Source organism: Thiothrix sp. UBA5583 (assembly GCA_002425225.1).
In the GTDB taxonomy this organism is placed as follows: domain Bacteria; phylum Pseudomonadota; class Gammaproteobacteria; order Thiotrichales; family Thiotrichaceae; genus Thiothrix; species Thiothrix moscowensis.
In genome coordinates this window covers 65,250-90,228 of the sequence record DILV01000030.1, presented here as the reverse complement: position 1 = coordinate 90,228, position 24,979 = coordinate 65,250, and the positions used below count along the sequence as shown (strand labels likewise).

Genomic DNA, 24,979 nt, shown 5'->3' with positions numbered 1-24,979 from the left:
TGCGTTTACACCCCTACCTTGCCGCCATCATTACGGGTAATCACCACTGTTGCCGAGCGCGGGCGGGCATTGCCGCCATCCGGCCAGTGGCTGGTGATGTTGCCGTCACTTGCCCAGCTTTCGCTGCTGCGTTCGCCGGGGTGCTGGATGTTGACAAGCAGGGCCTTGCCATCCGGGGTTTCGGTGATGCCGGTAATTTCGCAATCCTTGGGGCCAACAAGGAAGCGGCGCAAGGCGGTTGCTTGCGGCTTTGAGCCGACGGGGCAACCAATCGCCTGATCCGCGTTGTCATGGGTTGGAACGGCCTTGTTAACCACCTGCACCGTGTTACCATCGCCGACGACACCGGGAATTGCCGCCAGCATCATGCAATTGGTCACGTCGGTGTAATAGGCATCGTCGGTTTGTACCCACAGCAAGCCGGGGGTGGACTGGCTGAACCACAAGCCATCTGGCCCGGAAAAGTCGTTGTCAGCGGTCAAGCCCGACAGGTTGATGTCAGCCCCTGCCTCAGCAGGCGCACCGAACAGGTACACATCCCACTGAAAGCGGGTAGCAGCGTGGTCATCACCCGCTTCGCGCCAGCGGATGATATGCCCGTTGACATTACCTGCCACGCGCTTGCCGTCTTTTTCATCCACGTAATAACGCTGGTTGGCAGCATCCAGCGGCATGGCTACCCCGCGCCCGTTTTTTTCGGAAACGTTATTGGTCAGGGTGATGTAAACCTCGCCATTTAACGGGTTGACCGCTGCCCATTCCGGGCGATCCATTTTAGTGGCTCCCACTGCATCAGCCGCCAACCGGGTATGGATGGCAACATCAGCGGTATCGGCGAAAGCGTATTTGTCGTATTGAGCAACGGCGGTATTGTCCAGCGTCAACGGCAACCATTCACCCGAACCATCCGCATTGAAACGGGCAGCATACAACTTGCCTGCATTCAGGTATTTGTCACCGGCTGCCAGCCCACCATTGGCATCGGCGGCATCCCACTTGGCATCCGTGACGAATTTGTAAATGTATTCGTTGCGCGAATCATCGCCCATGTAGAACACCAGCGGCTTGCCTGCCTCGGCTTTGGCCGGAACACAACCTTCGTGGGCAAAACGCCCTAATGCGGTACGCTTTTTCGGGGTGGCTTGCGGGTTGAACGGGTCGATTTCCACCACCCAACCAAACGTATTGGCAACGTTGCGAAAATCGTCGGTAGCGGTTGCGCCTGTTATCCCGGCATTCCAGCGGCGGTACAAGTCGGTGCTATCGCTTGCACCGGGACGTGACCAGTTGTAACGCCCGGAGGTGTCGCCCTTCATGCCATAACGTTTGAATGCCACCAACTCTTGCGGGGTGCGGGCACTGTCTGCTTCACGCCGATGGAAGTATTCCGCCCAGTTTTCCTCGCAAGTCAGGTAAGTGCCCCACGGGGTATAGCCATTGGAGCAGTTGTTGAGCGTGCCACGGGTTTGCAAGCCGTCTTTGGAAAAGGCGGTTTTCATCAACTCGCTGCCTGCCGCAACGCCACTGAGTTCCATCACGGTCGCAGCCGTAATGCGGCGGTTGAGCGGGTTGGTCAGGCTGGTTTGATAACCGTTGCCAGAGCGGGCAATTTCCACGATGGAAACGCCGTGTGCCGCCACTTCCTTGTCGATTTCGAGAACAGGACGCGCATTGACGTTGCCAGTTCCCAGATCGGTCGCACCTGCCGGGTGCATGAAACCGAGGTCTTCCGCCACTTCATGATTCAGACACAACAGGCCGCGCTGGGCATTGCTGGCATCCCAACCAGTGCCTGCTGCATTCAGGCCGAAATAGAACATGCCATCGTGGTGGTCGCCTGCCCGCACCTCGAAATCGTTATCCGTACCGTCATTTTTATAAGCAGAAACCCCCGCCTTGAGCGGGTCGCCCGTCGCCAGCAATACGGTAGCGGTATAGCCTTCCGGGACGCTCAGTACATCAGCCACGCTTTTGGCAACCGGCTTGAAACTGAGGGCAAGACCGCTGGCAGGCACGGGGGGCGGGGTTTTGGCTGCCGGGGCAAGCGCTGCTTTGCTGGGCTGTTTGTTTTCCCCACACCCTGCCAAAGCACTGCCGAAAACGGAAGCCACCATCAGGTAGAAACCACCCTTGAACAGGGTACGCCGATCCATGCGGCTGGCCAGCACTTCGGCAAATGTCGGGTTGCAGGAATCGTTGTGCCCGAAATCACCGGGGTCGGTAGTGGAAGTGCTGCTGCGCTGCTTGCTCATCAGGGGATCCTTTGCTGATGCCGGGAAAACTCATGGTGTACCAGCCTAACGCGCAAATTTGAATATTCTGTGGCAGATACGTTAAGAAATTGTGTCAGGGATGAGGAATGCACGCCTCCCCACCCAGCAGCAAACAACCCGACCACCTCCGCAGGCTAATATCAATCCTGCTTGTCTTTTTTCTTTTTAGCCTTTTTTGCGGCTTTCTTGGCAGCTTTTTTAGCCTTTTTCTCAATTTTGCGGGCAGCTTTCTTGGCTTCTTTTTCCTGCTTGCGGGCTTTCTTGAGCGCTTTTTTCTCAGCCTTTTTGGCTTGCTTTTTCGCTTTTTTCTGCTTCTTGTCAGACTTGCCCTCGTCATCTGCTTCCGTATCAGCGACTTCCTCAGCAACCACAACCGCAGCGTCAACAGCAAGCTGGTCATCTGCTGCGTCTTGCACCGCTTCATTCTCAACGGCAGCTTCGGCAGCAGCTTCCACCACAACGTCCATTTCCTGTTCGGAAGCAACGCTGGCAACAGCTTCAGCCTGTTCTGGCTGCGGATTCAGCAGTTCCTGCGCACTAGCAAGCATAGCTGGGGCATTTTTCGCCCCGATACCCGGTACAGCCGCCAGCTCTTCTGCTGACAGTGCTGCAAGTTGCTCGACAGTGGTAATACCTGCATCAGCCAGTTTGGTGAGGGTGGTAGGGCCAACATATTTCACATCAGCAAGATTGTGTTCCATCAAAAGGACTCCTTCTGTTTTTGTTAAATGATCTTCATGATTTAACAAAATCGTAACATTGCAACCTTACGAATTTGATGAAAAATTCGATCATATTTTAAGCAAGCCACAACCGTTCAGCGCCCCGTGCAGTAAAAGTTTTCCAGCCTGCGAGTAAATTTGCCGCTGGTCAGATGGTAGTGAAACACGTCGTAGCACAGATTCACCCCACCGAAACTGGTGCTTGCCAATACCGCAACTTCACTCAACCCGTCACGGTCAAGGTCATGCGTCCTGAAAAAAACACTGCTGTAGTCTTGATATAACATCGGGTTGATCCCGGTCAGAATCTGCTCAGACTGTTCACCGACTCGAACCATTGCGCTTTCCCCTGCGACATAAACAGCAGCGCGAAGATTGCGCTGGTTACTTATGACTACCGGCTTGGGTTCGCTACTGGCAAATGTGCTGGTTAATTCGTTTGTCGCACTACTCTTAACTGAATTACAGGCGGATAATAAAATGGCAATCGCAATAGTCATAAACGGAATTTTCATGGATACTCCTTGTCCAAATTATTAGTCATTAACAAGCCATCCTTCTCTCAGTCATGGAGCGCATCATGCAGACATCATTTTGTCCATCAGGAATTTCAGTCGTGCTCAGACTTTTGACATGGCTTTCCACCAATAACGGTCTTATCCTGAAAACAGCTTACCTGAAATATGGGGTCGTGGCTGCCGGTTTGATTGCCCTGACTGCTTGTGGAGGCGGCGGTGGTGGAGGTGGCGGCGGCGATACCGGCGGTGGTGGTAATGGTGGCTCTATCACCGCAGGCCGCGTGGTGTTTCTTGACCCTACCAACAACAATGTCCAGGTTTCACTTGCCGGGCTGGATTACTCCACACCAACCATTAGCATGAGAGAGACAGCAGCCAACGGTGACATTTCTTATACATCCGGTGAAAACATCACCTTGTTCATCGGCAACACCCAAGTCAGCATTCCTGCCAAAACCACCATTACACAGGCGGATATTGCTGCCGGTTTTTGCACCTCGTCGGCTGACCCTGCCGCCTGCCAATACAACGTGAAAAAAAATCTGGAAGCCTTGTTGTTAACCCTGGACGATGGTCGCAACAGCAGCGATGGTATCCAGTTGTTACCACTGACTGACACCCTAACCCTCTCATTCACAAGCTCGACCGACCAGTTCCAAAGCAGTCTGGCACAGCAGCTTTCTGCTTCCGGTATTACGCTCAAACCGCTGTTTAGCTCTTCGCTAGGTATCAATACCGAAGCACCGCAGGCGGAGCAGGATGAGGTTGTACAAGCAGTACCTTTTGCGGATATTTTCAGAGTTGCTCGCCCCTTCCGCGAACTGTCGTCATGCACGGACAATTCACAAATCAGTTTTGACAGCAATGGCTGGCCAACCTCTGCACCCGGCACTACTTGCACCATCAGAACCATCCTGTTGAACAATGCCACAGCAGAGACTGTTCCCGCAGGTATATACACCGTGTTGTACGAGGGGGAAGGTACAATCACGTATGGCAACTATGCCCAACTGGTTTCAAGAGATACAGCCAACAAAAAGGACACCATCAATATCCAGTTCAGCGGCTCCGCCGTCAAAGTCAGTCGCATGGATTTGTCAATCTCTGCCAACAACCCAGCCAATCCCATCCGCAACATCCGCGTCATCATGCCCGGAGGCATTTGTGAGGGAAACCCGTTTGTGCGCGTATCAGGCTCTGCTGACTGCCCCGGAACCTACAAAAGTTTTGAGGCATCCCTGATGGGTTCCAGCCGCAACAACAACGCCATCGTCTTCAACCCTGATTACCTGAATTTCATGAAGGATTTCCGGGTAATTCGCATGATGAACCTGATGGAAGCAAGCCCCAGCAAGTCTGCCTGCAATGGCAAAACAGGCGCTGACTACACCAACTGCCTGTTGCAGGATTTCACATGGGATCAGCGGGCGAAACTGGATACAGCAACATGGGGAGGCTCAGCCCGTATCCCATTGCTAGACCGTTATGCACGTGGCGCACCACTGGAAGTTGCCGTTGCACTTGCCAACCAGTTAAATGCCCATCCCTGGTTCACCATCCCTCACAATGCCACCGATGATTATGTAACCAATTATGCCAACTATGTGCGTGATAACCTCAAATCAGGTTTGAAAGCCCATGTCGAATACAGCAATGAAACCTGGAATGATTCGTTTTGGGGGGCTTTGTATGCCCGTGAAAAAGGCAAAGGCTTGTATACACCTTCTGCCAATCCCTTCTGGGATGGGGCGTACTACACTGCCAAACGTTCCGTGGAAATTTTCCGGCTATGGGAAACAGCCTTTGGCGGGCGTACCCGACTGGTTAATATCCTTGGCACTTATCAGGCCAACAAGGACTTATCAAACGGTATGCTGAAATACCTGAAAGACAAAAATGATGGTTCACTTGGCTATATTGATGGACTGGCGATGGGTGCCTATTTTTATGGTTGCTGGAACCGTAGCAGCCATTCCACCTGTCAGGACACAACCAGTGTCCCGCTGGTACTGACGGAGGCAACATCCATTGATGATGTTTTCAACATTATTGACAATACCAAATCACCGTATGGCATAGCTGCTCTGCAAACCCAAATGACACAACAAAAAACCGTTGCCAACACTTACGGAAAGCAGTTGTTTGTGTATGAGGGTGGACAGCACCTGATTATCCAGTGGGCAGACTCGACCATTGACGACACCCGCAAAACCAACCTGCGCAACCTGTTTGAAGCTGCCAACCGTGACCCACGCATGGCTGAACGCTATACAACCATGCTGAACAACTGGAAAACAGCAGGTGGAGCACAGTTCATGCTGTACACTCAACCACAGTCATTCCACAAATACGGCATGTTCGGCATCAAGGAACGTCTGTTGCAACCCCGCACCAGCGCCCCCAAATACGACGCATCCCTGAAATTCCAGGAAGCGCAGGGCAAATGCTGGTGGAACGGTTGCTGATCCTGCCATCCGCCTGATTTCTATGATGGATGTCGGGTTATTCGCCGACATCCTGCGGAACCGGTAAGTTTGGTGATACCACCATCATCAACAGGGTCGCGCCGCATGGAAAAAACCCAATGCGCCTCTTTTGAATTTGCCCTCAGTTGGCAAAGTGAAGTTGCCCATCACCATGACCGTTATTTTATCAATTCAGTAGACATCGGGCGGAATACCCTCCCCGACCGCATAATGCCTGACCTCTGCCAACTGGATGTGGGCAAAAGCTGTACGACCTCATTTGCTGCCGGAGAACTGGTCTCACCTCATGATACAAACCGCATCAGGACATTTCCTGACCGGCTGTTTGAGGGCAGGCAACGTTTAATGAGTATTGAACCCCGTATTGGCAGGTTTTACCCGCAAGGCTTTGCCAGCGAAGCCCTCTGCTGTCACAAAAACAATTTCACACCCTTCCGCCTCATTGGCAAAGCAGCCGGGCAACTGACCGGCGACCTCAACCACCCGCTGGCACGCTACCCACTGACCCTGACAGCCCATTATCTGGAAGCAAAACCCATCCAAACAGGCAGCCACAGCACCATTACCGACATGCTGTTAGCTAAAGGCTCCGGCTTGCAGGTTCCTTACCCCGGTACGCGCAGCGATTTTTACAGCAGTTACCCCTTCATCCGCATGGATAACCGCGCTGACAACCAGTTTTACAGCAATCCACGCATGGTCAACCATCTGGACAAAACCGCCCTGGCGGAAGTCAGCCGCCTCTACGCTCGCCTACTGTATTCCGGCATGAAAATTCTCGACCTGATGAGTAGTTGGACATCACACCTGCCAGCCTCTCTGACAGACTTGCACGTCACCGGACTGGGCATGAATCAGGCAGAACTGGAGGCCAACCCGCGCCTGCAAACCAGACTGGTACAGAATCTGAACCAGCAGCCGCAACTGCCTTTTGCCGACCGGCAATTTGATGCGGTCATCTGTACCGTGTCGGTGGAATACCTGACCCAGCCCTTGGCAGTGATGCGCGAAATTGCCCGCGTTACCCGTCTGGGTGGCATCGTGGTCATGACATTTTCTGACCGCTGGTTTCCCACCAAAGTCGTCGACATCTGGACGGAAATGCACCCGTTTGAACGCCAAGGGCTGGTACTGGATTACTTCTTGCGTACCGGCTGTTTCAGTCATTTGCATACGGAATCCATCCAAGGCTTGCCGCGCCCCAAAGATGACCCACATATCCGTGAAAAAAACCTGTCTGATCCTGTATTTGCTGTATGGGGAAGGGTATCAGGCTGATGCCTGCAAGCGTTCCTGCAAACGTGAAGAAGGTGGCGTGACCTGCTGTAAGGCTCGGCGCAAGGTAGCCCGGCTGGCTAGTACATGAATGCCCGTTTTGGCACGGGTGACAGCGGTATACAGCAATTCCCTGCCCAGCAGCGGTAGATCATCCAGTTCCGGCAAAACCAGTAATACATGATTAAATTCCGAACCCTGGCTTTTATGAATGGTCATTGCCCAAGCCGTCTCATGCGCAGGCAAGCGAATGGGGGCGATGGCACGGAATTTTCCGGCTTCCCCGGTCGGAAACCAGACGCGCAATTCACCGTTACTGGCAGGCAAGGCAATGCCGATGTCGCCATTGAACAGGTTCTGGCGGTAATCATTCTGCGTCACCATCACCGGCCTACCTACATACCACGGCTTGCTGGCAGCTCCATGCGCAGGCAAGTGTTTTTGCATTACGCCATCAACCCATACATTGAGCGTTTCTACTCCCAAACGCCCTTTGCGCAAGGGGGTCAGGATACGCAAGGTATTGAACGCAGCAAAGATAGCCGCGTGATCCCCAACCTGCACCGCCTGTAGGTAGGCTTGCCAGCCAGCTCGTAGCTGTGCAGCATCCAGTCCGTCAGCACCATCATCCAGCACCACTTCGGGGTAAGCAGGGGAAGTCAGCACTTCCAACATCCGCTCCTCGTCAGCAATACGGATAGCCTGCGCCAGTTGCCCGATACCATCTTCGGCAGCAAAGCGATGGCTTTTTTGCAAGACCACCTTGTTGCCCGCCAATGCCTCACCAGCACACAGATCCCGGAAAATCGAGCCGGTTTCCACCGAAGCAAGCTGATCCTTGTCTCCCAGCAAAATGAGCTTCGCCTGTGGTGCTACCGCCTCAAACAGGTGGGTCATCAACGAAATGTCGATCATGGAGGCTTCATCCACAATCACCACATCGGCGGGCAAAGGATTTTCTGGTGTATGCCGGAAACCCACCCGGTTGGGGATATAACCCAGCAGACGGTGCAAGGTGCTGGCCTGCTCGGGAATACTTGCAGCTATTTCAGCAGGTAATGCCAAGCGCTGCTTGGTATCTCTGATGGACTCCTGCATCCGCATCGCTGCCTTGCCGGTCGGAGCTGCCAGCAAGATACGTTCAGGACGGATTCCCTGCTCTAGCAAATGCGCAAGGATACGAGTCACAGTGGTGGTTTTGCCGGTTCCGGGGCCACCGGAAATGATCAGGAAACGCTGGCGCAAAGCCATCTCGACCGCGATCTGTTGCAGGTCGGCTACCTCTGCCGATGTCTCTCCTGCCACCCTCCTTGCCCGGATGCACTGTGCCAGCCGCTGCTCATATAGCCAGTAACGGTAAAGCCAGGCATGGGAACCTTCCACAATCAGCGGCTTATATTCACCCGGTTCCCCCACCACCCCGCTAGCCAGCAGACTTGCCACATCCACCGGCACATCGACCAGCGGTGCAGCAATAATCCCTTCACGGGTACTGGCACTGACATGCCGAACCAGCTTGCCCAAACCCGCTGTATCCGCAGCCGTACCTGCCAGCCGGTACATCAGGCTGGCAAGCTGTTCATCCAGTGGGTGGTAAGTGGGTTGGCTCAAAGGGTTTTCACGTAGTCTTTCAGGAAGGCATTGAAACGGGAGCCAATTTCCGGGTGACGGGAAGCATATTCGATATTGGCTCGCATATAACCCATTTTGGAACCACAGTCATGGCTTTTGCCCGTCAGGTGGAATGCGTTGACCTGATATTCACGCATCAGCAAACCAATGGTATCAGTCAACTGGATTTCATCACCCGCTCCCAGCGGGGTGCGCTTCAGCCAGCCCCAGGTATGAGGTGACAGCACATAGCGTCCAACCACCGCAAGGTTGGAAGGTGCTTCTTCAACCGGTGGTTTTTCCACAATGGCCGTCATCGGGATGGATTCCCCAGGCTCCAGCGTGTTGCCATTAATATCTACCACACCGTAGGAAGAAACTTTTTCCCTCGGCACAGGCTCCACCATGATCTGGCTGAAGCCGGTTTCGTCATACAAATCCAGCATGGTGGCAAGATTGTCTTTTTTCGGGTCACTGGCAGCGTCGTCAATGATTACATCCGGCAATACCACCGCAAACGGCTCGTTGCCCACGATCGGATGGGCGCACATGATGGCGTGCCCCAAACCTTTGGCCTGCCCCTGACGCACGTGCATGATGGTCACGTCACTCGGGCAAATGGAACGCACTTCCCCCAGCAACTGGCGTTTAACGCGCTTTTCCAGCATGGTTTCCAGCTCGAAACTGGTATCAAAATGGTTTTCGATGGAATTTTTACTGGAATGAGTCACCAGGACGATTTCCTTGATACCTGCCGCTACGCACTCGTTGACCACGTACTGGATCAGCGGCTTGTCAACGATAGGCAGCATTTCCTTGGGGATGGCCTTGGTGGCAGGCAACATGCGTGTGCCCAGACCTGCAACCGGAATGACTGCCTTGCGTACTTTATGGTTATGATGCATTGATTGAGATCCTCTGTACTTTCTGAAATGAATTCAAAATGGGAATGGGTAAAACTGTAACCGATTTCAGCCTGTTTATCAGCATTGCCTCATGCTATCCTATCGCGCCTGTATGTCCATAGTATGACCCGATGAAACCTGTTCTTGCCTTGATTGGTCGCCCGAATGTGGGCAAATCCACCCTTTTCAACCGTCTGACCCGCTCGCGTGATGCGCTGGTAGCCGATTTCCCCGGTTTGACCCGTGACCGCAAATACGGTTCCGGCGATCATAACGGGCGTGGCTACATGCTGATTGATACGGGCGGCCTGAGCGGTGAGGAGTCCGGTATTGACGAATACATGGCGAAACAGACCCGTGCTGCCATCTCTGAGGCCAATGCCATCCTGTTTCTGGTGGATGGTCGGCAAGGCATGACCGCTGCGGATGAGCAAATTGCTGGCGACATCCGTCAGACCGGCAAGCCCGTATTCCTGCTGGTCAACAAGATTGACGGGGTGGATGCAGATCAGGCATCCGCAGAATTTTTCGCCCTCGGCTTTACCCAAGTCTACACCATTGCTGCCTCACAAGGGCGCGGTGTGACCTCAATGATTGACGAGATTCTCGATCATGTGGGGGCAGAATTTCAGGATGAAGACGAGCAGCCCGATGACGACAGCATCCGCATTGCGTTCATCGGTCGTCCCAATGTCGGCAAGTCAACCCTGATCAACCGTATCTTGGGTGAAGAACGGGTTATCGCCTTCGACCAACCCGGCACAACCCGCGACAGTATTTTCATTCCGTTTGAACGGGACGGCAAACGCTACACCCTGATTGACACAGCCGGGGTACGCCGCCGCAGCCGGGTCGATGAAACCATTGAAAAATTCAGCATCATCAAAACCCTGGAAGCCATCGAACGCGCCCATGTGGTGGTCATGCTGGTGGATGCGCATGATGCCATTACCGATCAGGATGCCCACTTGCTGGGTCTGGCACTGGAAGCAGGCCGCGCCCTGATCGTTGCCGTCAACAAATGGGATGGGCTGGAATCCGACCAACGCGACTGGATCAAACAGCAACTTGAAGTCAAATTGCCGTTTGTGCTGGATTTCGCTGAAGTTTTCTTCATTTCCGCCTTGCATGGCTCCAACGTCGGTCTGCTGTATGCTGCTGTGCAACGTGCCTACGCATCCGCCATGCTGAAAGTGCCAACCTCACGTCTGACCCGGATTCTGGAAATGGCCGTGCAACAGCACCAGCCGCCCCTGACCCGTGGCCACCGCATCAAGTTGCGCTACGCCCATCAGGGGGGCAGCAACCCGTTCCGCCTCATCATTCACGGCAACCGTACCGAATATGTGCCGGATAGTTACACCCGCTACCTGACCAACTATTTCCGCCAGACCCTCAAACTGACAGGCACGCAGGTACGTATCGAATACAAGACCGGCGAAAACCCCTTTGAAGGCAAACGCAATACCCTGACCCCACGTCAGGAGTACAAACGCCAGCGTATGATGGAACATGTCAAGAAACTGAAACACAAAGCCAAAAAGAAATAATTCGGTTAACATATTCCCCACAACCACATAGCAAAGGGGAAACTTCATGCCGAATGCAGCCGAACTCGACATCCCGTTGCCAGACGACACGTCGCTGGATACGGAAGCTGCCCAACCACGCATGATTCCCCTGCGCGGCAACCTGCCGGTGGATACCGGGCTGACCTTGGCGGAAAAACGTTTGTTGCTGGGGCAAGCCCGTCTATTGCTGGAACAGGTTTATGTGCATTTGCACCTGAAACGCTCCCTGTATGGCACCGACCCGATCCAGCACCTGACGTTACTGCAATACCGTCTGGAAAACCCGCAAGATGAAATTGTTACCAGTGAACTGGCCTTCCACCGGGAACTACTTGGTATTTTCAACAGCGTGCATGACCTGCATACCAACTACATTCTGCCCCTGCCTTACCGGGGCATAACCGCATTCCTACCCTTCCTGCTGGAAGAGTATTTCGACGAACAGCGGCAACCTCATTACATTGTCAGCAAGCTGCTGGGTGATTTCAGTCATACCAGTTTCAAACCGGGGGTAGAAGTCACCCTGTGGAATGGCTTGCCGATTCAGGAAGCCATCCGCATCAATGGTGAACGTGAAGCTGGCAGCAACCATGCCGCCCGCTATTCCGTGGGGCTGGGTTCCCTGACCATCCGCCCGCTGGCGACCAGCCTGCCACCCAATGAAGTACTGGTACGCCTGACCTACCTCAGCGATCATGCCGACCACAGTACCATTGAATTCGAGTGGATGACATTTGCCCTGCCCCCGGCTGGCAGTAGTGGTGAAATGGGTTTGCTGGCAGAATCCTGCGCAGATGCTGACCTTGCCCATCTGTTGCCACGTCTGGCGCAAATGGGTTGCCACCTGCAAACCGAACAGGTTAACCATTACCGCAAACTATTGTATGCGGCGAATGCCAACCAGCCAGCGTCCATCATTCGCGCCAAATCCGTACAAACACCGGATGGCGAATTTGCCTATATCCGCATTTTCAGCTTTGTTGCACCGGATGCCGAAGTTTTCATGCAGGAAATCATCCGCCTGCTGCGCGAACTGCCACAAAATGGCCTGATCCTGGACGTGCGCGGCAACTCCGGCGGGCTGATCAGTATGGCAGAACGGCTGTTGCAATTGCTGACACCCCGGCAGATTGAACCGGAAAAAGCCCAGTTTCGTGCCAATGCTTTCAGCCGTGAATTGTGCAAACACAATGCGCCTTCACCGATTGCGCCCAGCATCGACCTATCACCGTGGATTCCGTCGCTGGATCAGGCACATGCCAATGGCGCACAGTATTCGACCGCCCACAGTCTGACCAGCCATGCAGAAGCCAACGACACAGGTCAGGTCTATACCGGGCCGGTCGTGCTGATTACGGATGCCCAGTGTTATAGTGCCACCGACATGTTTGCCGCCGGATTCAAGGATCACGCTGTCGGCAAAATCCTCGGGGTGGATGACAATACCGGTGCAGGTGGAGCGAATGTCTGGACACACTTGCTGTTGCGCATTCTCACCGCCCCGGCGGAAGTCTCTGCCAATTCCGGCACAATCCGCATGGAAGAACTGCCGCGCCATGCCGATTTCCGCGTGTCGGTGCGCCGCATGTTACGGGCGCTGGACAATGCCGGGATGCCGCTGGAAGATTTCGGGGTACGCCCGGATGAACGCCATTACCTGACGCGGACTGACCTGCTGGAAGGCAACACCGACCTGATCAACCATGCAGGCCGCTTGCTGGCTGCACAAACGGCTTACCACATCAGTACAACCCTGTACAAGGATGACAAACACTGCAAGCTGCGCGTCACCACCCACAATATCGACCGGCTGGACTGGTATATTGCAGGACGACCGGCTGGGTCAAAAAATGTACGGGATGGAGATAACGCTATTACCATCCTCAAGGCTGCCATCGGCAAAACCGCCTACCTCGAAGGGTTCGCCAATGGTAACAAGGTTGCCAGCCACAGCGTGTTACTGGTTTGCCCGGCGGCTTAAGCCAGCAGCAATTTCAGCGACATCAGCAGTGAAACCGTCACCAATACCGGGCGGATCAGGCGTGTGCCGTGTCTGACCGCCATATGTGAGCCAATGTAGCTGCCGATCATCTGCCCTGCCCCCATGACCAGCCCTGCCAGCCAGACAATGTGCCCGGAGAGTGCAAAAAATAGTAAAGACGCAATATTGCTGGTGAAATTCAGCAACTTGGTATTGCCGGTTGCCTTGGGCAAACCATAACCCAGCAAGGCAACATAACCCATCGTGTAGAATGCGCCCGCACCCGGCCCGAAAAAGCCATCGTAAAAGCCAACCCCAAAACCAATGCTGCTCGCAAACACCTTGGGAGAAACAAGCTGATGTCGGTCTGTATCACTGATTGTCGATGAAAACAGGAAATACAGGGCAAACAGGATCAACAATACTGGAATGGCGGTTGCCAACAGGCTGGAATCCACCTGCTGCACCAGCAAAGTACCACAGACAGCCCCCAGGAACGTCAACGCGATAGCCAGCTTTTGCCCTTTCACATCCACCAGTCCATGCCGGGTATAGTTCACTGCGGCGGTGGAGGAACCGAAACTGGCCTGCAACTTGTTGGTTGCCAGCGTTTCCAGGGGAGAAAAACCTGCCCACAACAAGGCAGGAATACAAATCAAACCACCGCCGCCACCGATGGAATCCACCCAACCGGCAATCACCGCCACCACAAACAGGGCTAACAACAGTTCCATTATTGGCTCTGGCTGGTTTGCTGCTTACGCAGTGCGGTCAGTTTCTCGCGGATTTTTAGCTCCAACCCCCGATCCACCGGCTCATAATAACGTCGCCCCAAGAGTTCTTCCGGGAAATAATTTTCACCCACCGCATACGCATCCTTCTCATCGTGTGCGTAACGGTAGCCTTTACCGTAATCCAGCGCTTTCATCAGCTTGGTGGGAGCATTGCGCAAGTGCATGGGGACTTCCAGCGAACCGGACTGTTGCGCATCGGCACGTGCAGCCTTGTATGCAGTGTAAACAGCATTACTTTTAGGGGCACAAGCCAGATACACCACCGCCTGAGCGATCATCAGCTCGCCTTCCGGGCTACCCAGCCGTTCGTAGGCATCCCAGGCATTCAAGGCAAGCTGCAAACCACGCGGGTCAGCATTGCCGATGTCTTCGCTCGCCATCCGCACCACCCGACGGGCTATATAGAGCGGGTCACAACCACCATCCAGCATCCGGCATAGCCAATACAGGGCTGCGTCCGGGTCAGTGCCCCGTACCGATTTGTGCAAGGCTGAAATCTGCTCGTAAAACAGGTCGCCACCCTTGTCAAAACGGCGTAACGATTCCGCCACCACTTCCCTGATGGTTGCTTCGGTAATCTGTAAGCCAGCATCGGTTTCTTCGGCAAGATCAGCCGCAATTTCCAGCCAGTTAAGAGCGCGGCGGGCATCACCGTCTGCGGCTGTTGCCAGCGCATCCAGCACCCCATCACTGACCTGCACCTGCCGATTGCCCAGACCTTTCACCCTGTCTTGCAAGGCACGTTGTAAAACATGGCGGATGTCAGCCTGTGTCAGCGAGCGCAGCACATAGGTGCGCACCCGTGACAACAGCGCATTGTTCAATTCAAACGAAGGGTTTTCGGTGGTTGCACCGATAAACAGCAGCGTGCCATCTTCAATATGTGGCAGAAATGCATCCTGCTGCGCCTTGTTGAAACGGTGGACTTCATCCACAAACAGCACAGTATTACGCCCAAACTGTTCACGATTCTGCCGGGCAACATCCACGGCAGCACGGATTTCCTTCACCCCCGCCAATACGGCTGACAAGGTAATGAATTCAGCATTCCAGTAATGCGTAATCAGGCGAGCCAAGGTGGTTTTGCCGGTTCCGGGAGGCCCCCAGAACAGCATGGAGTGCGGGTGGGATTCTTCAATCGCCCGGCGCAACGGTTTGCCGGGTGCAAGCAGGTGCAACTGCCCGGCGTACTCATCCAGAGTCGCCGGGCGCATCTGTTCCGCAAGTGGAATCAAGACGCCTTGCCAATCACATCCACACCTTTGGGTGGTGTAAACGTGAAGTTGCCGGTATCAATGTCAACGTTGGTACGCAAACCCTGGAACTTGATGTAAGTCATTTGCCCAAACTTGTCGTTCAGGATCATTTCTTCCACCCCAGAGGCACTCACGCCCAAATCCATGCTGGTAAAGTCGGAATCCTTCTTGTGCGGGGTCAGGCGAAACCATTCCAGATTGCTGCCATCCGCATCCATGTCTTCCACGTTGAACTGCTGTTCAACCTTTTGTTTCTGGGTCAGCAAACCAACCGGCGCCGCAGACAGTGCCTGCTTCATCGGTTTGACCGTCACCTGATCCAGCTCCACGTCATAGACCCATACGTTTTTACCATCCGCCACAATCTGGTGCTTGTCAGGTGCTGCGTATTCCCAACGGAACTTGCCGGGGCGGGACAGATAGACATTGCCACTGGATGACTGGCGTACCTTGCCCTTGTCGTCAATCACTTGCTGGGTAAAAGCAGATTGCATGGTATCCACACCCGCAAAAAACTCATCCAGCTTCTGACGCCCCCCTTCCGCCCAAACCGGGCTAATCAGTGCAGTCGCACACAGCGTCAACAGAACCTTGGCAAACATTGTTTTCATAGTAACCTCAAATTGTATGTCAGTCCCTTACAGGCCCTGGAGCGAGTACGTCACGGGATCCGTTACTCAATACTGCGCTGACCACACCTGCACTTTCCATGTCTTCTATCATGCGAGCCGCCCGGTTGTATCCCACTTTCAGGCGGCGTTGCAGATAAGAGATCGAAGCGCGGCGGGATTCGGTCACGACAGCCACTGCCTCATCGTACAGTGGGTCGGCTTCTCCTTCCCGTTCCGCCAGCGGCTCCAGCCCCGGTATTGCATCGGATGGAGACGTTGTATCCGCTAAGACCTCAGCAATGTAATCCGGTTCCCCTTGCAGTTTGAGGTAGTTGGCAACATCTTCCACTTCACGGTCTGTGACCAGCGCACCATGTACCCGCAATGGCAAGGAAGTACCCGGTGGCATGTATAGCATGTCCCCATAACCGAGCAACTGCTCAGCCCCTCCCTGATCCAGAATGGTGCGCGAGTCTATCTTGGTGGAAACCTGGAAGGCAATTCGTGTAGGAATATTGGCCTTGATCAGGCCGGTAATGACATCCACGGATGGACGCTGGGTCGCAAGGATCAGGTGAATCCCGGAAGCCCGCGCCTTTTGCGCCAGCCGCGCAATCAGCTCCTCAACCTTCTTGCCAACTACCATCATCATGTCGGCAAATTCGTCCACAATCACCACGATGTAAGGCAGTGGCTTGAGCGGCAAGGGATGCCCGTCGACTGCGGTCAGCGGGTCAAACAGCGGATCCATGATTTCCTCGCCCTTGTCCTGCGCTTCACGGATTTTTTCGTTGAAACCGGAAATATTGCGCACCTTGAGCTTGGACATCAACAGGTAACGGCGCTCCATTTCCGCCACACACCAGCGCAGCGCATTGGCAGCGTGCTTCATGTCGGTCACGACAGGTGCCAGCAGATGTGGAATATCTTCGTAACTGCTCAGTTCCAACATTTTCGGGTCGATCATGATCATGCGCACTTCGTCAGGCGTGGCCTTGAACAACAGGCTCATCAGTATCGAGTTGACAAAGACGGATTTGCCGGAACCGGTTGTACCCGCCACCAGCAAGTGCGGCATCCGTGCAAGGTCAGCGATGATGGGCTGACCGGCAATGTCCTTGCCCAGCACCAGCGTCAAGGGCGAAGCATTTTTCTTGTAGACACCGGCAGACAGCATTTCACTGATCGTGACCACATCACGGCGATCATTCGGTACTTCAATACCAATGGTAGGACGCCCCGGAATAACCTCAACCACCCGTACACTTTGCACACACATATTACGTGCCAAATCTGAAGCCAGACCGGAAATTTTCGATGCCTTGGTTCCTTCCGGCAATTCCAGTTCAAAGCGGGTAATAACCGGTCCTGGTTCTGTCCTGACAACTTTCGGCAAGCCTTTGGATTCATCCTTGACGCCATAATGCCCCAGGGCTTCAATCAGCTTGACCGACAACTCGTTCAGACGCTCTTTAGGCTGGGTAACACGTTCGCTGGGTGGTGGATTCAGCAAGGTTAGGCGTGGCAATACCAGCATTCCGCCTTTACCTGCTGGAGGCAAGTCGTCCACCACATTGCGCAAGAAATCATCCTCGATAGCAGCCGTTTCCGGGACTTTTTCATCCTTGCTTCTGGTTTTTTTCGGCTTGCTGCCTGGATCAGCAACCGGGTTGTTGCCCGCGACAAAATCGGGTACGCCCAGCTCAGGATCGCGCCGCCCACCGGGTGCATTCAAATCTGACAGGTCGATACCATCTTGCAATGGATCACCTTTGGTTTTGTCCCCATCATTGGCAAACGGGGTACGGTTTAACCATTGGGATGCCTTGTCCAGCGAACCTTTGCCAGCTTTCAGGTATTCCTTGCCGGATCCCAATACGGTAGAAACCTTACCCAGCAAATCCGGCGTGCCTTCAGCAGCCTTCTGCTCCTTGATGTCCTGTGCCTTATCAAACAGGAGTAACACCCAGTCCCCCACTTTTTCTGCCAGTGCAGGCCAAGAAACATCTGTCACCAGCGTAACCCCGCCAAGAAACAGGGAAGTCAGCAGCAAAACAGCTCCATACGAACCCAGAAACGAATGTGCCACGGTGTTGCCAATCGCCCTTCCCAGCAACCCGCCGCCGCCATAGGGGCCACTGCCATCGAACAGCAGATGCGCCAGACCACTGCCAGCAACCAGCAGGATGACTGCTCCCACCGCACTGATCACATCATTGACTCCACCAATCGGATTATTGGGGTTTTTCATGTAAGGGCCGATCCTGAACGACACCAGCCCCAGCACCACCAGCACCACAGGCAAACCATAAGCAAAGTAGCCCAACAAGCCAATCAGGAAATCCGCCAGCATCGCCCCGGGCCTGCGTGCCAAGTTGTGAATGACGGTTGCGTTGTTGTTCTGGCTGAATACGCCCGGATCCCGTGGGTCGTAACTCAGCAAGGCCAACATGATAACTGCGGCAATACCCAGAAAAATGATAACTGACGCCTGCTGCAAAGCCATGCGCTTCTGCGGATTAAGAATAACTTTAGCCAAACCAATATCCCTGTTCGTTTTGTTTGTAGCGTTTATACCGTAATATTAGCCGATTCAGAATGGGCGGCAGTCCTAACAACGCCCGATAATCAGGAGAATTATACATGATCACAACGAAACATTGCCGTTTACTTATTCTCGGTTCCGGCCCTGCTGGCTACACAGCGGCTGTTTACGCAGCTCGCGCCAACCTCCAGCCTGTACTCGTCACTGGCCTGCAACAGGGCGGGCAACTCATGACCACCACAGAAGTCGACAACTGGCCAGGAGATACCGACGGAGTGATGGGGCCAAACCTGATGGAGCGGATGCAAAAGCACGCGGAACGTTTCGATACTGAAATCATTTTCGACCATATTCATACTGTCGATGTGCAAAACCGCCCATTTACCCTGACCGGTGACAGCGGTGTGTACACCTGTGACGCCCTGATTATAGCCACCGGCGCATCAGCCATGTATCTGGGGCTGGAATCCGAAGAAAAATTCCAAGGCAAGGGGGTTTCCGCCTGTGCGACCTGTGACGGTTTCTTCTACCGAAACCAGAAAGTTGCCGTGATTGGCGGTGGCAATACCGCCGTCGAAGAAGCCCTGTATCTCGCCAATATCGCCTCCGAAGTGGTGCTGGTACACCGCCGTGACAGCCTGCGTGCCGAAAAGATCTTGCAAAACCACCTGTTCGAGAAGGAAAAAGAAGGCAAAGTAAAAATCCTGTGGAACCATAACCTGGACGAAGTGCTGGGCGACAAATCCGGCGTTACCGGAATGCGCGTCAAACACACCCAAACTGGCGAAACCCAAGACCTCGACCTGATGGGCATTTTCATCGCCATTGGTCATAAACCGAATACTGACATCTTCGCAGGCCAACTGGATATGGAAGGTGGCTACCTCAAAGTGCAAAGCGGTACTCGCGGCAACGCGACCCAAACCAGCGTGGAGGGCGTCTTTGCGGCAGGTGATGTCATGGATCACGTTTACCGTCAGGCCATTACCTCTGCCGGAACCGGCTGCATGGCAGCACTGGATGCCGAAAAATATCTCGACCAACTGGCAAAACAGGGCGCGTAATTTTTGGCGCACCCCTTCAGTCTCACCTTGCTCAATGCCAACTGGCAGGAAGAACCCTTCCCGCCAGTTGAGCTTGCCTGGGAAGAACCCAACGGTTTGCTGGCAGTCGGCGGAGATTTGAGTATTCCGCGTCTGCTGAATGCTTACCGCTTGGGAATATTCCCCTGGTTTGGGCCACGCGAACCCATTTACTGGTGGTCGCCAGACCCGCGTGCGGTACTGTTTCCCCACAAGATCAGGATGACCCGTAGCCTGCGCAAATCCCTGCGCAACAAGGGCTACCGTATCACCTTTGACACCTGTTTTGCTGATGTGGTGGATGCTTGTGCCGCCCCACGCAGCTACACCAGCGGTACGTGGATTACCCATGAAATGCACACAGCCTACTGCCGTCTGCACGCGGCTGATCTGGCACATTCCGTGGAAGTCTGGAACCCACAAGGTGAGCTGGTCGGCGGTTTGTATGGCGTTGCAACAGGTGGCGTTTTCAGCGGCGAATCCATGTTCAGCCGGGAAGCCGATACCTCCAAGATTGCGCTGGTGGCACTGGCTTACCACATGCAGAAGTGGGGCTTTGCCCTGATCGACTGCCAGATTGAAAATCCGCACCTGCTGAGCATGGGGGCGGAAAATATTCCCCGCCAGCAATACCTGAACATACTGAAAGCCAACCAGCACGTCGCACCACCCCGCGCGTGGCAAGCAGACAGTCATATCGACCTGTCACATTGGAATCCCGATCCAGACACATAATCCAAACAAGGCTATCCACATGCAAACCGAAGAAACCGACAAACCACCCTTCAGCGCCGAAGAAATCCGCATTCTCGGTAGCCTGATGGAAAAGCACCTGACTACCCCCAACAACTACCCGTTGACCTTCAACTCGCTGATGCTGGCCTGCAACCAGAAAAGCAGCCGCGAGCCCGTGATGAACCTGACCGAGGGCAAAGTCGGCCACATCGCCAAAAATCTGGTGGAATCCGGCTGGGCCATCATCCAAAACACCGAACGCGCTCAGCGGGTAGAACACAAAGTCAGCCGTCGCCTCAAACTCAACCAGAAACAGCAAGCCATCCTGTGTGTTCTGATGCTGCGCCACCCACAAACCCTCAACGAAATCAAAACCCGCACCGAACGCATGGCAGACTTTGCCAGCGTTGATGAAATCCGCGATATTCTGGAAAGCTGGCTGACCGATGCACAGCCGCTGGTCATGCGCCTGCCTGCGGGTGGTGGACGCCGGGAAGACCGTTACTACCATACCCTAGGCACAGAAACAGCGGAGGATTTACAGGAAGATGCCGCAACACCCACCGGCAACAGCAGCACCACGCCCAGAAGCTATTGCTGCGAAGAACTGGCAGCACGCATAACCGAACTGGAAAACCGGCTAGCAGCACTGGAACAACAATACAGCAACTCAAATCAGGATTAAGGAACAACCATGCAAACCACCCAACCCGTCATCGGCTGGATTGGCCCCGGCATCATGGGCAAACCCATGTGCAAAAACCTGTTGAAAGCCGGTTTCCCTCTCGTCGTTTACGCCCGTCGCCCCGAATCCACGCAGGAACTCACCGAGTTGGGCGCAGTCTTCTACCCCACTCCAGCAGCACTCGCAGCCAACGCCGACATCGTAATTTCGATGGTATCTGACACACCGGATGTGGAAGCTGTGTTGCTGGGCAAGGATGGCGTCAGCGAGGGTGCAAAACCCGGCACGCTGGTTATCGACATGAGCACGATTTCCCCGGTCACAACCCGCGTAATCGCAGCACAACTGGCGGAAAAAGGTATCCGTTTCCTGGATGCACCCGTCTCTGGTGGTGATGTAGGCGCCATTGCCGGAACCCTCACCATCATGGTGGGTGGCAATGCGGACGATCTGGAAGACGCCCGATCAGTCCTCGCAGCAGTAGGTACAACCATCACCCACATTGGCGCTCACGGAGCCGGACAACTGGCTAAAGCCTGCAACCAGTTGATCGCAGCCCAAACGGTGATTGCCGTCACCGAAGCATTTGAGCTAGCCAAAGCCGCCGGAGTCGACCCGACAAAAGTCCGCGCAGCACTACTGGGTGGTTTCGCTTATTCCCGCGTGCTGGAGTTGCACGGGCAACGTATTCTGGGTGAAAACTATCAGCCTGGTTTCATGGCAAAACTGCACAACAAGGACATGCACATCGTCACGGATACGCTGGCAGCCCTCGGCATCAGCCTACCTGCTACCGAACGTGCTGCCGACTACATGCAGGCACTGGTCGATCAGGGTCATGGCAACCTCGATTCGTCAGCACTGGCGAAAATTGTGCAACAGCAGACTTGCCCTACAAACTTGCCCGAATAATTGCGGCTATCTGCTCATCCGTCAGCACCACCGGATTGGTCTTCATGCTGGAACCCCGTGAATGGGCGACCAGCCGGGGGATGTCCGCCTCGGTTACGCCGAAATCCAGCAAGCGCGGCAAGTTGAGCTTGCGGCTCCAGCTTTGCAGGGTATACACCACGAATACCCGTGCTTCTATTGGGTCAACATGCTTGCGCCCCCGGAACAGTTTGCCGATAGTGGCGTATTTTTCCAGCACTGGATTATCAGGCTGCTGGGCTTCCAGTAAGTCGATATTCATACGGGTAGCTTCCGTAACCAGCATCCCGCAGCCAACCCCGTGCCCAATCGGGTGAAACGCCCCCAGCGGAGCCACAATGCCATGCACCGACCCCAAGCCGGTTTGCGCCAGACACATGCCGGAAAGCAAGGAAGCGTATGCCATATGTGCTTGTGCCGCCGCATCCTGCGGATTTTCATACAATGCCAGCAGGCCATCACGCACCGCTTCCATCCCTGACAAGGCCAGTGCATCAGTCAGCGGATTGGCGCGGGTCGACACGTAAGATTCCATCAACTGGGTGAAAGTATCCATGCCATTGGCAGCAATCTGTGCTGCTGGGCAGGTAGACAGCAACTCGGGGTCAACGATGGCGTATTCCGCCATCAGTTGTTCATCACGAAAGGATTTTTTGAATTGCCCGGAAACTGACAGCACCGCATTTTTGGTGGCTTCCGAGCCGGTTCCTGCGGTAGTCGGCACGGCAATGAAAGGGGTCGTTGGCCCTTGATATGGCAGTTCCGGCCCTACGCTTTCCAGATGATCCAGCACCGAGTTGCCGGGTTTGAGCAAACCGGCAACAGCCTTGGCAGCATCCAGCGGGCTACCGCCGCCAATACCAATTACCAGATCAAACGGAACGCCCTGCAACTCTGCCACAGTAGCATCCACCCATTGCGGGGAAGGCTCTGTCGTAACCCGACGGATTTCCCAGTGAAAACCTGCGACCTGTAATGCGTGCAACAGGTTTTTTCCAGCGTCAGACTGCGTAAAAGAAGCAGCGCCCGTCACAATCAGCAGGCGCTTGCCATAGCGGGCGGCAATGACAGGCAACTGCCGAATACTGCCTGCGCCGAATTCGATCCGAGGCAGGCGAGCAATGGCGAACCCGCCCAGCATCAGTCTTGCCCTACCAACCCTGACAAGCCAGCACCCCGGTCTGCCGATACATCGGTAATGCCACGGATTGCACGACTGTTGGCAATCAGGTCATGAATGATCGGCATCAGGATCATTTCAATCGCCATCCCCATCTTGCTGCCTGGGGCAACCAAGGTATTGCGGCGCGACATGAAAGCACCAGGAATATCAGCCAGTAATGGCTTGAAATCAGGAATGAATTGCTTGGCAAAACGCATTACCAGATAACATTCCTGCACGGTTGGCACTTCTTCGCCACCAAACGGGTCAGCAGTATCCACCACCGGAATCATCTGGAAGTTGATATGGGTACGCGAGAACTGCGGGGTGATGTAATGCACATAATCGTGCAAACGCTCCAGGATGGATTCCCGCACTTCCTCACGGCTATAGCCCCGTATACTGGAATCACGTTGGATTTTGCGCATCCACTCCAGATTGGCATTGGGAGCCATGCCGATGCTTAGGTCGGGATACTGGGCAATATTGATGTCATCAATGACCGCTGCACCATGCAAGCCCCGGTACAACAGCAAGTCAGTATCAGGATCCATCTGCGCCCACGGAGTAAAAGTGCCAGGTTCCTGCTGATAACATTCCGCTTGCTCGCTGGTATGCAGGTAATGGCGGTACTCACCCGTGCCTGTAGCTGCATAATGGGCAAACAGCGATTCCAGCTTGTCCAAGCAGTTGCCTTCCGGGCTGAAATGGCTCAGAACCCGCCCGTTTTCCTGCGCCTGACGCACCTTTTCCCGCATGGTTTTGCGGTCATAAAGATGAAATGCACTACCGTCAATATAGGCAGCCTTAATCCGTTCACGGTAGAAAATACGCTCCAGTGCCTGGATGGCTGCATTTGAACCCGCCCCGGAAGCACCTATGATAGCCACAATAGGATGTTCTGCCGACATTCTGCACCCTCTCTCCTGTCAATCTCTGAAGCCGTTAGCATAAACCATCAAGTGGGCAGGAACGAGGGCAATACCTCTTTTGCGCTATCTGGCTAACGTTTTGTATGTGCCTCTTACAACTTGCCCAGAATGCTGTTGGCAAACAACACCTGCCCGACATACTTTGCCCCGGCTGGTGTCAAATGCCCACCATCATACGTGATGAGTTGCACGTCGTCGGTAAACAGGCGGCAACCCTCAGTACCACACAACAATGACTGCGGGTCGATGAAAACGGCATCTCCCAAGCGCTCACGCAATAACTGGTTAACCTGGGTAACACCAGCATCCGGCTGGTTACGCAGTGCCAGTAATGCCTCATCCGTCAGTTTCAGATAATGCCGCAATGACAGCCTGCCGAAATCCTTTGCCCCCAACACCAGCACACGCTGCTCCGGGCGCAATTCCAATGCTTTAATAGTGTCAGGCAACAACTTCGCTGACCATTCCTTCCAGCGTGCTGCCAGTATCACCACATCAGCGATAGCAAGCTGGTCTTTGGCCTGGACAAGGCTATCCGCTTCTGCACACACCGCCGCATCTTTCGGCTCGATAAAGGTTTCTGCCTGCGCTGGCAGCACAATCTGGCAAGGGGTGGGGATATGTCGGGTGCGAATTTGGTAGCCTGCCAGATAACCGTTTTCTACCACACTATTGAGAAAATCCTGCGCATGGCTATCCCCGACCAGCAGCAGCTTGCGGCGACTATCAGCAGTATCAAACGGCTTGCGCTGCACTTCCACAAAACGCTGGCGGGTGTAGGCACCGTTAGCTTCAGTATCGGCTGCTTTCAACAAGGCATCACGCGCATTGTCAGCGGAGACAGTCAAGGCAGCACCTGCCAACCACAGTCCCCCCAGCACTATTGCAAACCCTTTTATCATGAA

20 protein-coding genes are annotated in these 24,979 nt (G+C 54.4%); 8 read left to right on the top strand and 12 right to left on the bottom strand.

Translation table 11 applies throughout. The features are described from left to right. Positions 1-5 precede the first annotated feature (5 nt). The 3 genes from B2U47_RS12555 to B2U47_RS12545 all read right to left on the bottom strand — a co-directional run bounded on the left by B2U47_RS12555 (position 6) and on the right by B2U47_RS12545 (position 3,510). The gene (locus B2U47_RS12555) at positions 6-2,252 is read right to left on the bottom strand and encodes a PhoX family protein (protein WP_296680303.1); all 2,247 of its coding nucleotides are present in this window, start codon (positions 2,250-2,252) and stop codon (positions 6-8) included. A 161-nt stretch (positions 2,253-2,413) separates the two neighbouring features. Further along, a complete protein-coding gene (locus B2U47_RS12550; RefSeq protein WP_296680300.1) occupies positions 2,414-2,974 on the bottom strand; it encodes a helix-hairpin-helix domain-containing protein in 561 nt (186 codons plus the stop codon). A 116-nt stretch (positions 2,975-3,090) separates the two neighbouring features. Beyond that, positions 3,091-3,510, bottom strand: coding sequence for a hypothetical protein (locus tag B2U47_RS12545; protein WP_296680294.1), 420 nt, complete (start codon positions 3,508-3,510; stop codon positions 3,091-3,093). A gap of 101 nt (positions 3,511-3,611) precedes the next feature. Here B2U47_RS12545 and B2U47_RS12540 point away from each other — a divergent pair, with 101 nt between their 5' ends. Together B2U47_RS12540 and B2U47_RS12535 are read left to right on the top strand one after the other, a co-directional pair. Next, the gene (locus B2U47_RS12540; RefSeq protein WP_296680292.1) at positions 3,612-5,978 is read left to right on the top strand and encodes a glycine-rich domain-containing protein; all 2,367 of its coding nucleotides are present in this window, start codon (positions 3,612-3,614) and stop codon (positions 5,976-5,978) included. A 105-nt stretch (positions 5,979-6,083) separates the two neighbouring features. Then, the gene (locus B2U47_RS12535) at positions 6,084-7,277 is read left to right on the top strand and encodes a class I SAM-dependent methyltransferase (protein ID WP_296680289.1); all 1,194 of its coding nucleotides are present in this window, start codon (positions 6,084-6,086) and stop codon (positions 7,275-7,277) included. Here the strand turns inward: B2U47_RS12535 and recD are convergent. Further along, positions 7,269-8,885, bottom strand: a complete 1,617-nt coding sequence (recD, locus tag B2U47_RS12530; RefSeq protein WP_296680286.1) for an exodeoxyribonuclease V subunit alpha — start codon at positions 8,883-8,885, stop codon at positions 7,269-7,271. The two genes, B2U47_RS12535 and recD, sit on opposite strands and share 9 nt — an antisense overlap. Then, positions 8,882-9,790, bottom strand: a complete 909-nt coding sequence (gene galU / locus B2U47_RS12525; RefSeq protein ID WP_296680284.1) for a UTP--glucose-1-phosphate uridylyltransferase GalU — start codon at positions 9,788-9,790, stop codon at positions 8,882-8,884. The genes recD and galU overlap by 4 nt, the downstream gene beginning before the upstream one ends. 131 nt (positions 9,791-9,921) lie before the next feature. Here galU and der point away from each other — a divergent pair, with 131 nt between their 5' ends. Both der and B2U47_RS12515 read left to right on the top strand, forming a co-directional pair. Further along, positions 9,922-11,340 (top strand): ribosome biogenesis GTPase Der, encoded by a 1,419-nt coding sequence (der, locus tag B2U47_RS12520; RefSeq protein ID WP_296680281.1) that lies wholly within the window; start codon positions 9,922-9,924, stop codon positions 11,338-11,340. 46 nt (positions 11,341-11,386) lie between these two features. Then, on the top strand, positions 11,387-13,342 hold the full coding sequence (locus B2U47_RS12515) for a S41 family peptidase (RefSeq protein ID WP_296680279.1): 1,956 nt from the start codon (positions 11,387-11,389) through the stop codon (positions 13,340-13,342). Here the strand turns inward: B2U47_RS12515 and B2U47_RS12510 are convergent. From B2U47_RS12510 to B2U47_RS12495, 4 genes are read right to left on the bottom strand one after another with little or no spacing between them, the layout of a single operon-like run. Further along, positions 13,339-14,076, bottom strand: a complete 738-nt coding sequence (locus B2U47_RS12510; RefSeq protein ID WP_296680276.1) for a TSUP family transporter — start codon at positions 14,074-14,076, stop codon at positions 13,339-13,341. The genes B2U47_RS12515 and B2U47_RS12510 overlap by 4 nt on opposite strands. Next, positions 14,076-15,350, bottom strand: coding sequence for a replication-associated recombination protein A (locus B2U47_RS12505; RefSeq protein WP_296680337.1), 1,275 nt, complete (start codon positions 15,348-15,350; stop codon positions 14,076-14,078). The genes B2U47_RS12510 and B2U47_RS12505 overlap by 1 nt, the downstream gene beginning before the upstream one ends. A gap of 17 nt (positions 15,351-15,367) precedes the next feature. Next, the gene (gene lolA, locus B2U47_RS12500; RefSeq protein ID WP_296680273.1) at positions 15,368-16,003 is read right to left on the bottom strand and encodes an outer membrane lipoprotein chaperone LolA; all 636 of its coding nucleotides are present in this window, start codon (positions 16,001-16,003) and stop codon (positions 15,368-15,370) included. A 19-nt stretch (positions 16,004-16,022) separates the two neighbouring features. Beyond that, positions 16,023-18,542, bottom strand: coding sequence for a DNA translocase FtsK (locus tag B2U47_RS12495; RefSeq protein ID WP_296680270.1), 2,520 nt, complete (start codon positions 18,540-18,542; stop codon positions 16,023-16,025). A gap of 104 nt (positions 18,543-18,646) precedes the next feature. Here B2U47_RS12495 and trxB point away from each other — a divergent pair, with 104 nt between their 5' ends. From trxB to B2U47_RS12475, 4 genes are read left to right on the top strand one after another with little or no spacing between them, the layout of a single operon-like run. Then, complete coding sequence (gene trxB, locus B2U47_RS12490) at positions 18,647-19,612, top strand: thioredoxin-disulfide reductase (protein ID WP_296680267.1); 966 nt, start codon at positions 18,647-18,649, stop codon at positions 19,610-19,612. A gap of 3 nt (positions 19,613-19,615) precedes the next feature. Beyond that, on the top strand, positions 19,616-20,365 hold the full coding sequence (aat, locus tag B2U47_RS12485) for a leucyl/phenylalanyl-tRNA--protein transferase (protein WP_296680264.1): 750 nt from the start codon (positions 19,616-19,618) through the stop codon (positions 20,363-20,365). Between the two features lie 19 nt (positions 20,366-20,384). Beyond that, positions 20,385-21,050 carry a YceH family protein gene (locus tag B2U47_RS12480; protein WP_296680261.1) on the top strand — a complete coding sequence of 222 codons (666 nt, stop codon included), beginning with the start codon at positions 20,385-20,387 and terminating at the stop codon, positions 21,048-21,050. Between the two features lie 9 nt (positions 21,051-21,059). Continuing rightward, complete coding sequence (locus B2U47_RS12475; RefSeq protein WP_296680258.1) at positions 21,060-21,962, top strand: NAD(P)-dependent oxidoreductase; 903 nt, start codon at positions 21,060-21,062, stop codon at positions 21,960-21,962. Here B2U47_RS12475 and B2U47_RS12470 read toward each other — a convergent pair. From B2U47_RS12470 to B2U47_RS12460, 3 genes are all read right to left on the bottom strand, one after another. Then, the gene (locus B2U47_RS12470) at positions 21,943-23,121 is read right to left on the bottom strand and encodes an iron-containing alcohol dehydrogenase (protein WP_296680257.1); all 1,179 of its coding nucleotides are present in this window, start codon (positions 23,119-23,121) and stop codon (positions 21,943-21,945) included. The two genes, B2U47_RS12475 and B2U47_RS12470, sit on opposite strands and share 20 nt — an antisense overlap. Beyond that, entirely contained in the window at positions 23,121-24,053 is a 933-nt protein-coding gene (locus B2U47_RS12465; RefSeq protein ID WP_296680254.1) for a phosphoribulokinase, read from the bottom strand. Before B2U47_RS12465 ends, B2U47_RS12470 begins: the two co-directional genes overlap by 1 nt. A 113-nt stretch (positions 24,054-24,166) precedes the next feature. Further along, on the bottom strand, positions 24,167-24,976 hold the full coding sequence (locus tag B2U47_RS12460) for an SGNH hydrolase domain-containing protein (RefSeq protein WP_296680251.1): 810 nt from the start codon (positions 24,974-24,976) through the stop codon (positions 24,167-24,169). Positions 24,977-24,979 lie beyond the last annotated feature (3 nt).

Excerpts from the sequence above, each read along its gene's own strand:
- B2U47_RS12555 (WP_296680303.1), bottom strand. The coding sequence starts at position 2,252 with ATGAGCAAGCAGCGCAGCAGCACTTCCACTACCGACCCCGGTGATTTC.
- B2U47_RS12550 (WP_296680300.1), bottom strand. The coding sequence starts at position 2,974 with ATGGAACACAATCTTGCTGATGTGAAATATGTTGGCCCTACCACCCTC.
- B2U47_RS12545 (WP_296680294.1), bottom strand. The coding sequence starts at position 3,510 with ATGAAAATTCCGTTTATGACTATTGCGATTGCCATTTTATTATCCGCC.
- B2U47_RS12535 (WP_296680289.1), top strand. The coding sequence starts at position 6,084 with ATGGAAAAAACCCAATGCGCCTCTTTTGAATTTGCCCTCAGTTGGCAA.
- galU (WP_296680284.1), bottom strand. The coding sequence starts at position 9,790 with ATGCATCATAACCATAAAGTACGCAAGGCAGTCATTCCGGTTGCAGGT.
- der (WP_296680281.1), top strand. The coding sequence starts at position 9,922 with ATGAAACCTGTTCTTGCCTTGATTGGTCGCCCGAATGTGGGCAAATCC.
- B2U47_RS12515 (WP_296680279.1), top strand. The coding sequence starts at position 11,387 with ATGCCGAATGCAGCCGAACTCGACATCCCGTTGCCAGACGACACGTCG.
- B2U47_RS12510 (WP_296680276.1), bottom strand. The coding sequence starts at position 14,076 with ATGGAACTGTTGTTAGCCCTGTTTGTGGTGGCGGTGATTGCCGGTTGG.
- B2U47_RS12505 (WP_296680337.1), bottom strand. The coding sequence starts at position 15,350 with ATGCGCCCGGCGACTCTGGATGAGTACGCCGGGCAGTTGCACCTGCTT.
- lolA (WP_296680273.1), bottom strand. The coding sequence starts at position 16,003 with ATGAAAACAATGTTTGCCAAGGTTCTGTTGACGCTGTGTGCGACTGCA.
- trxB (WP_296680267.1), top strand. The coding sequence starts at position 18,647 with ATGATCACAACGAAACATTGCCGTTTACTTATTCTCGGTTCCGGCCCT.
- B2U47_RS12480 (WP_296680261.1), top strand. The coding sequence starts at position 20,385 with ATGCAAACCGAAGAAACCGACAAACCACCCTTCAGCGCCGAAGAAATC.
- B2U47_RS12475 (WP_296680258.1), top strand. The coding sequence starts at position 21,060 with ATGCAAACCACCCAACCCGTCATCGGCTGGATTGGCCCCGGCATCATG.
- B2U47_RS12470 (WP_296680257.1), bottom strand. The coding sequence starts at position 23,121 with ATGCTGGGCGGGTTCGCCATTGCTCGCCTGCCTCGGATCGAATTCGGC.
- B2U47_RS12465 (WP_296680254.1), bottom strand. The coding sequence starts at position 24,053 with ATGTCGGCAGAACATCCTATTGTGGCTATCATAGGTGCTTCCGGGGCG.
- B2U47_RS12460 (WP_296680251.1), bottom strand. The coding sequence starts at position 24,976 with ATGATAAAAGGGTTTGCAATAGTGCTGGGGGGACTGTGGTTGGCAGGT.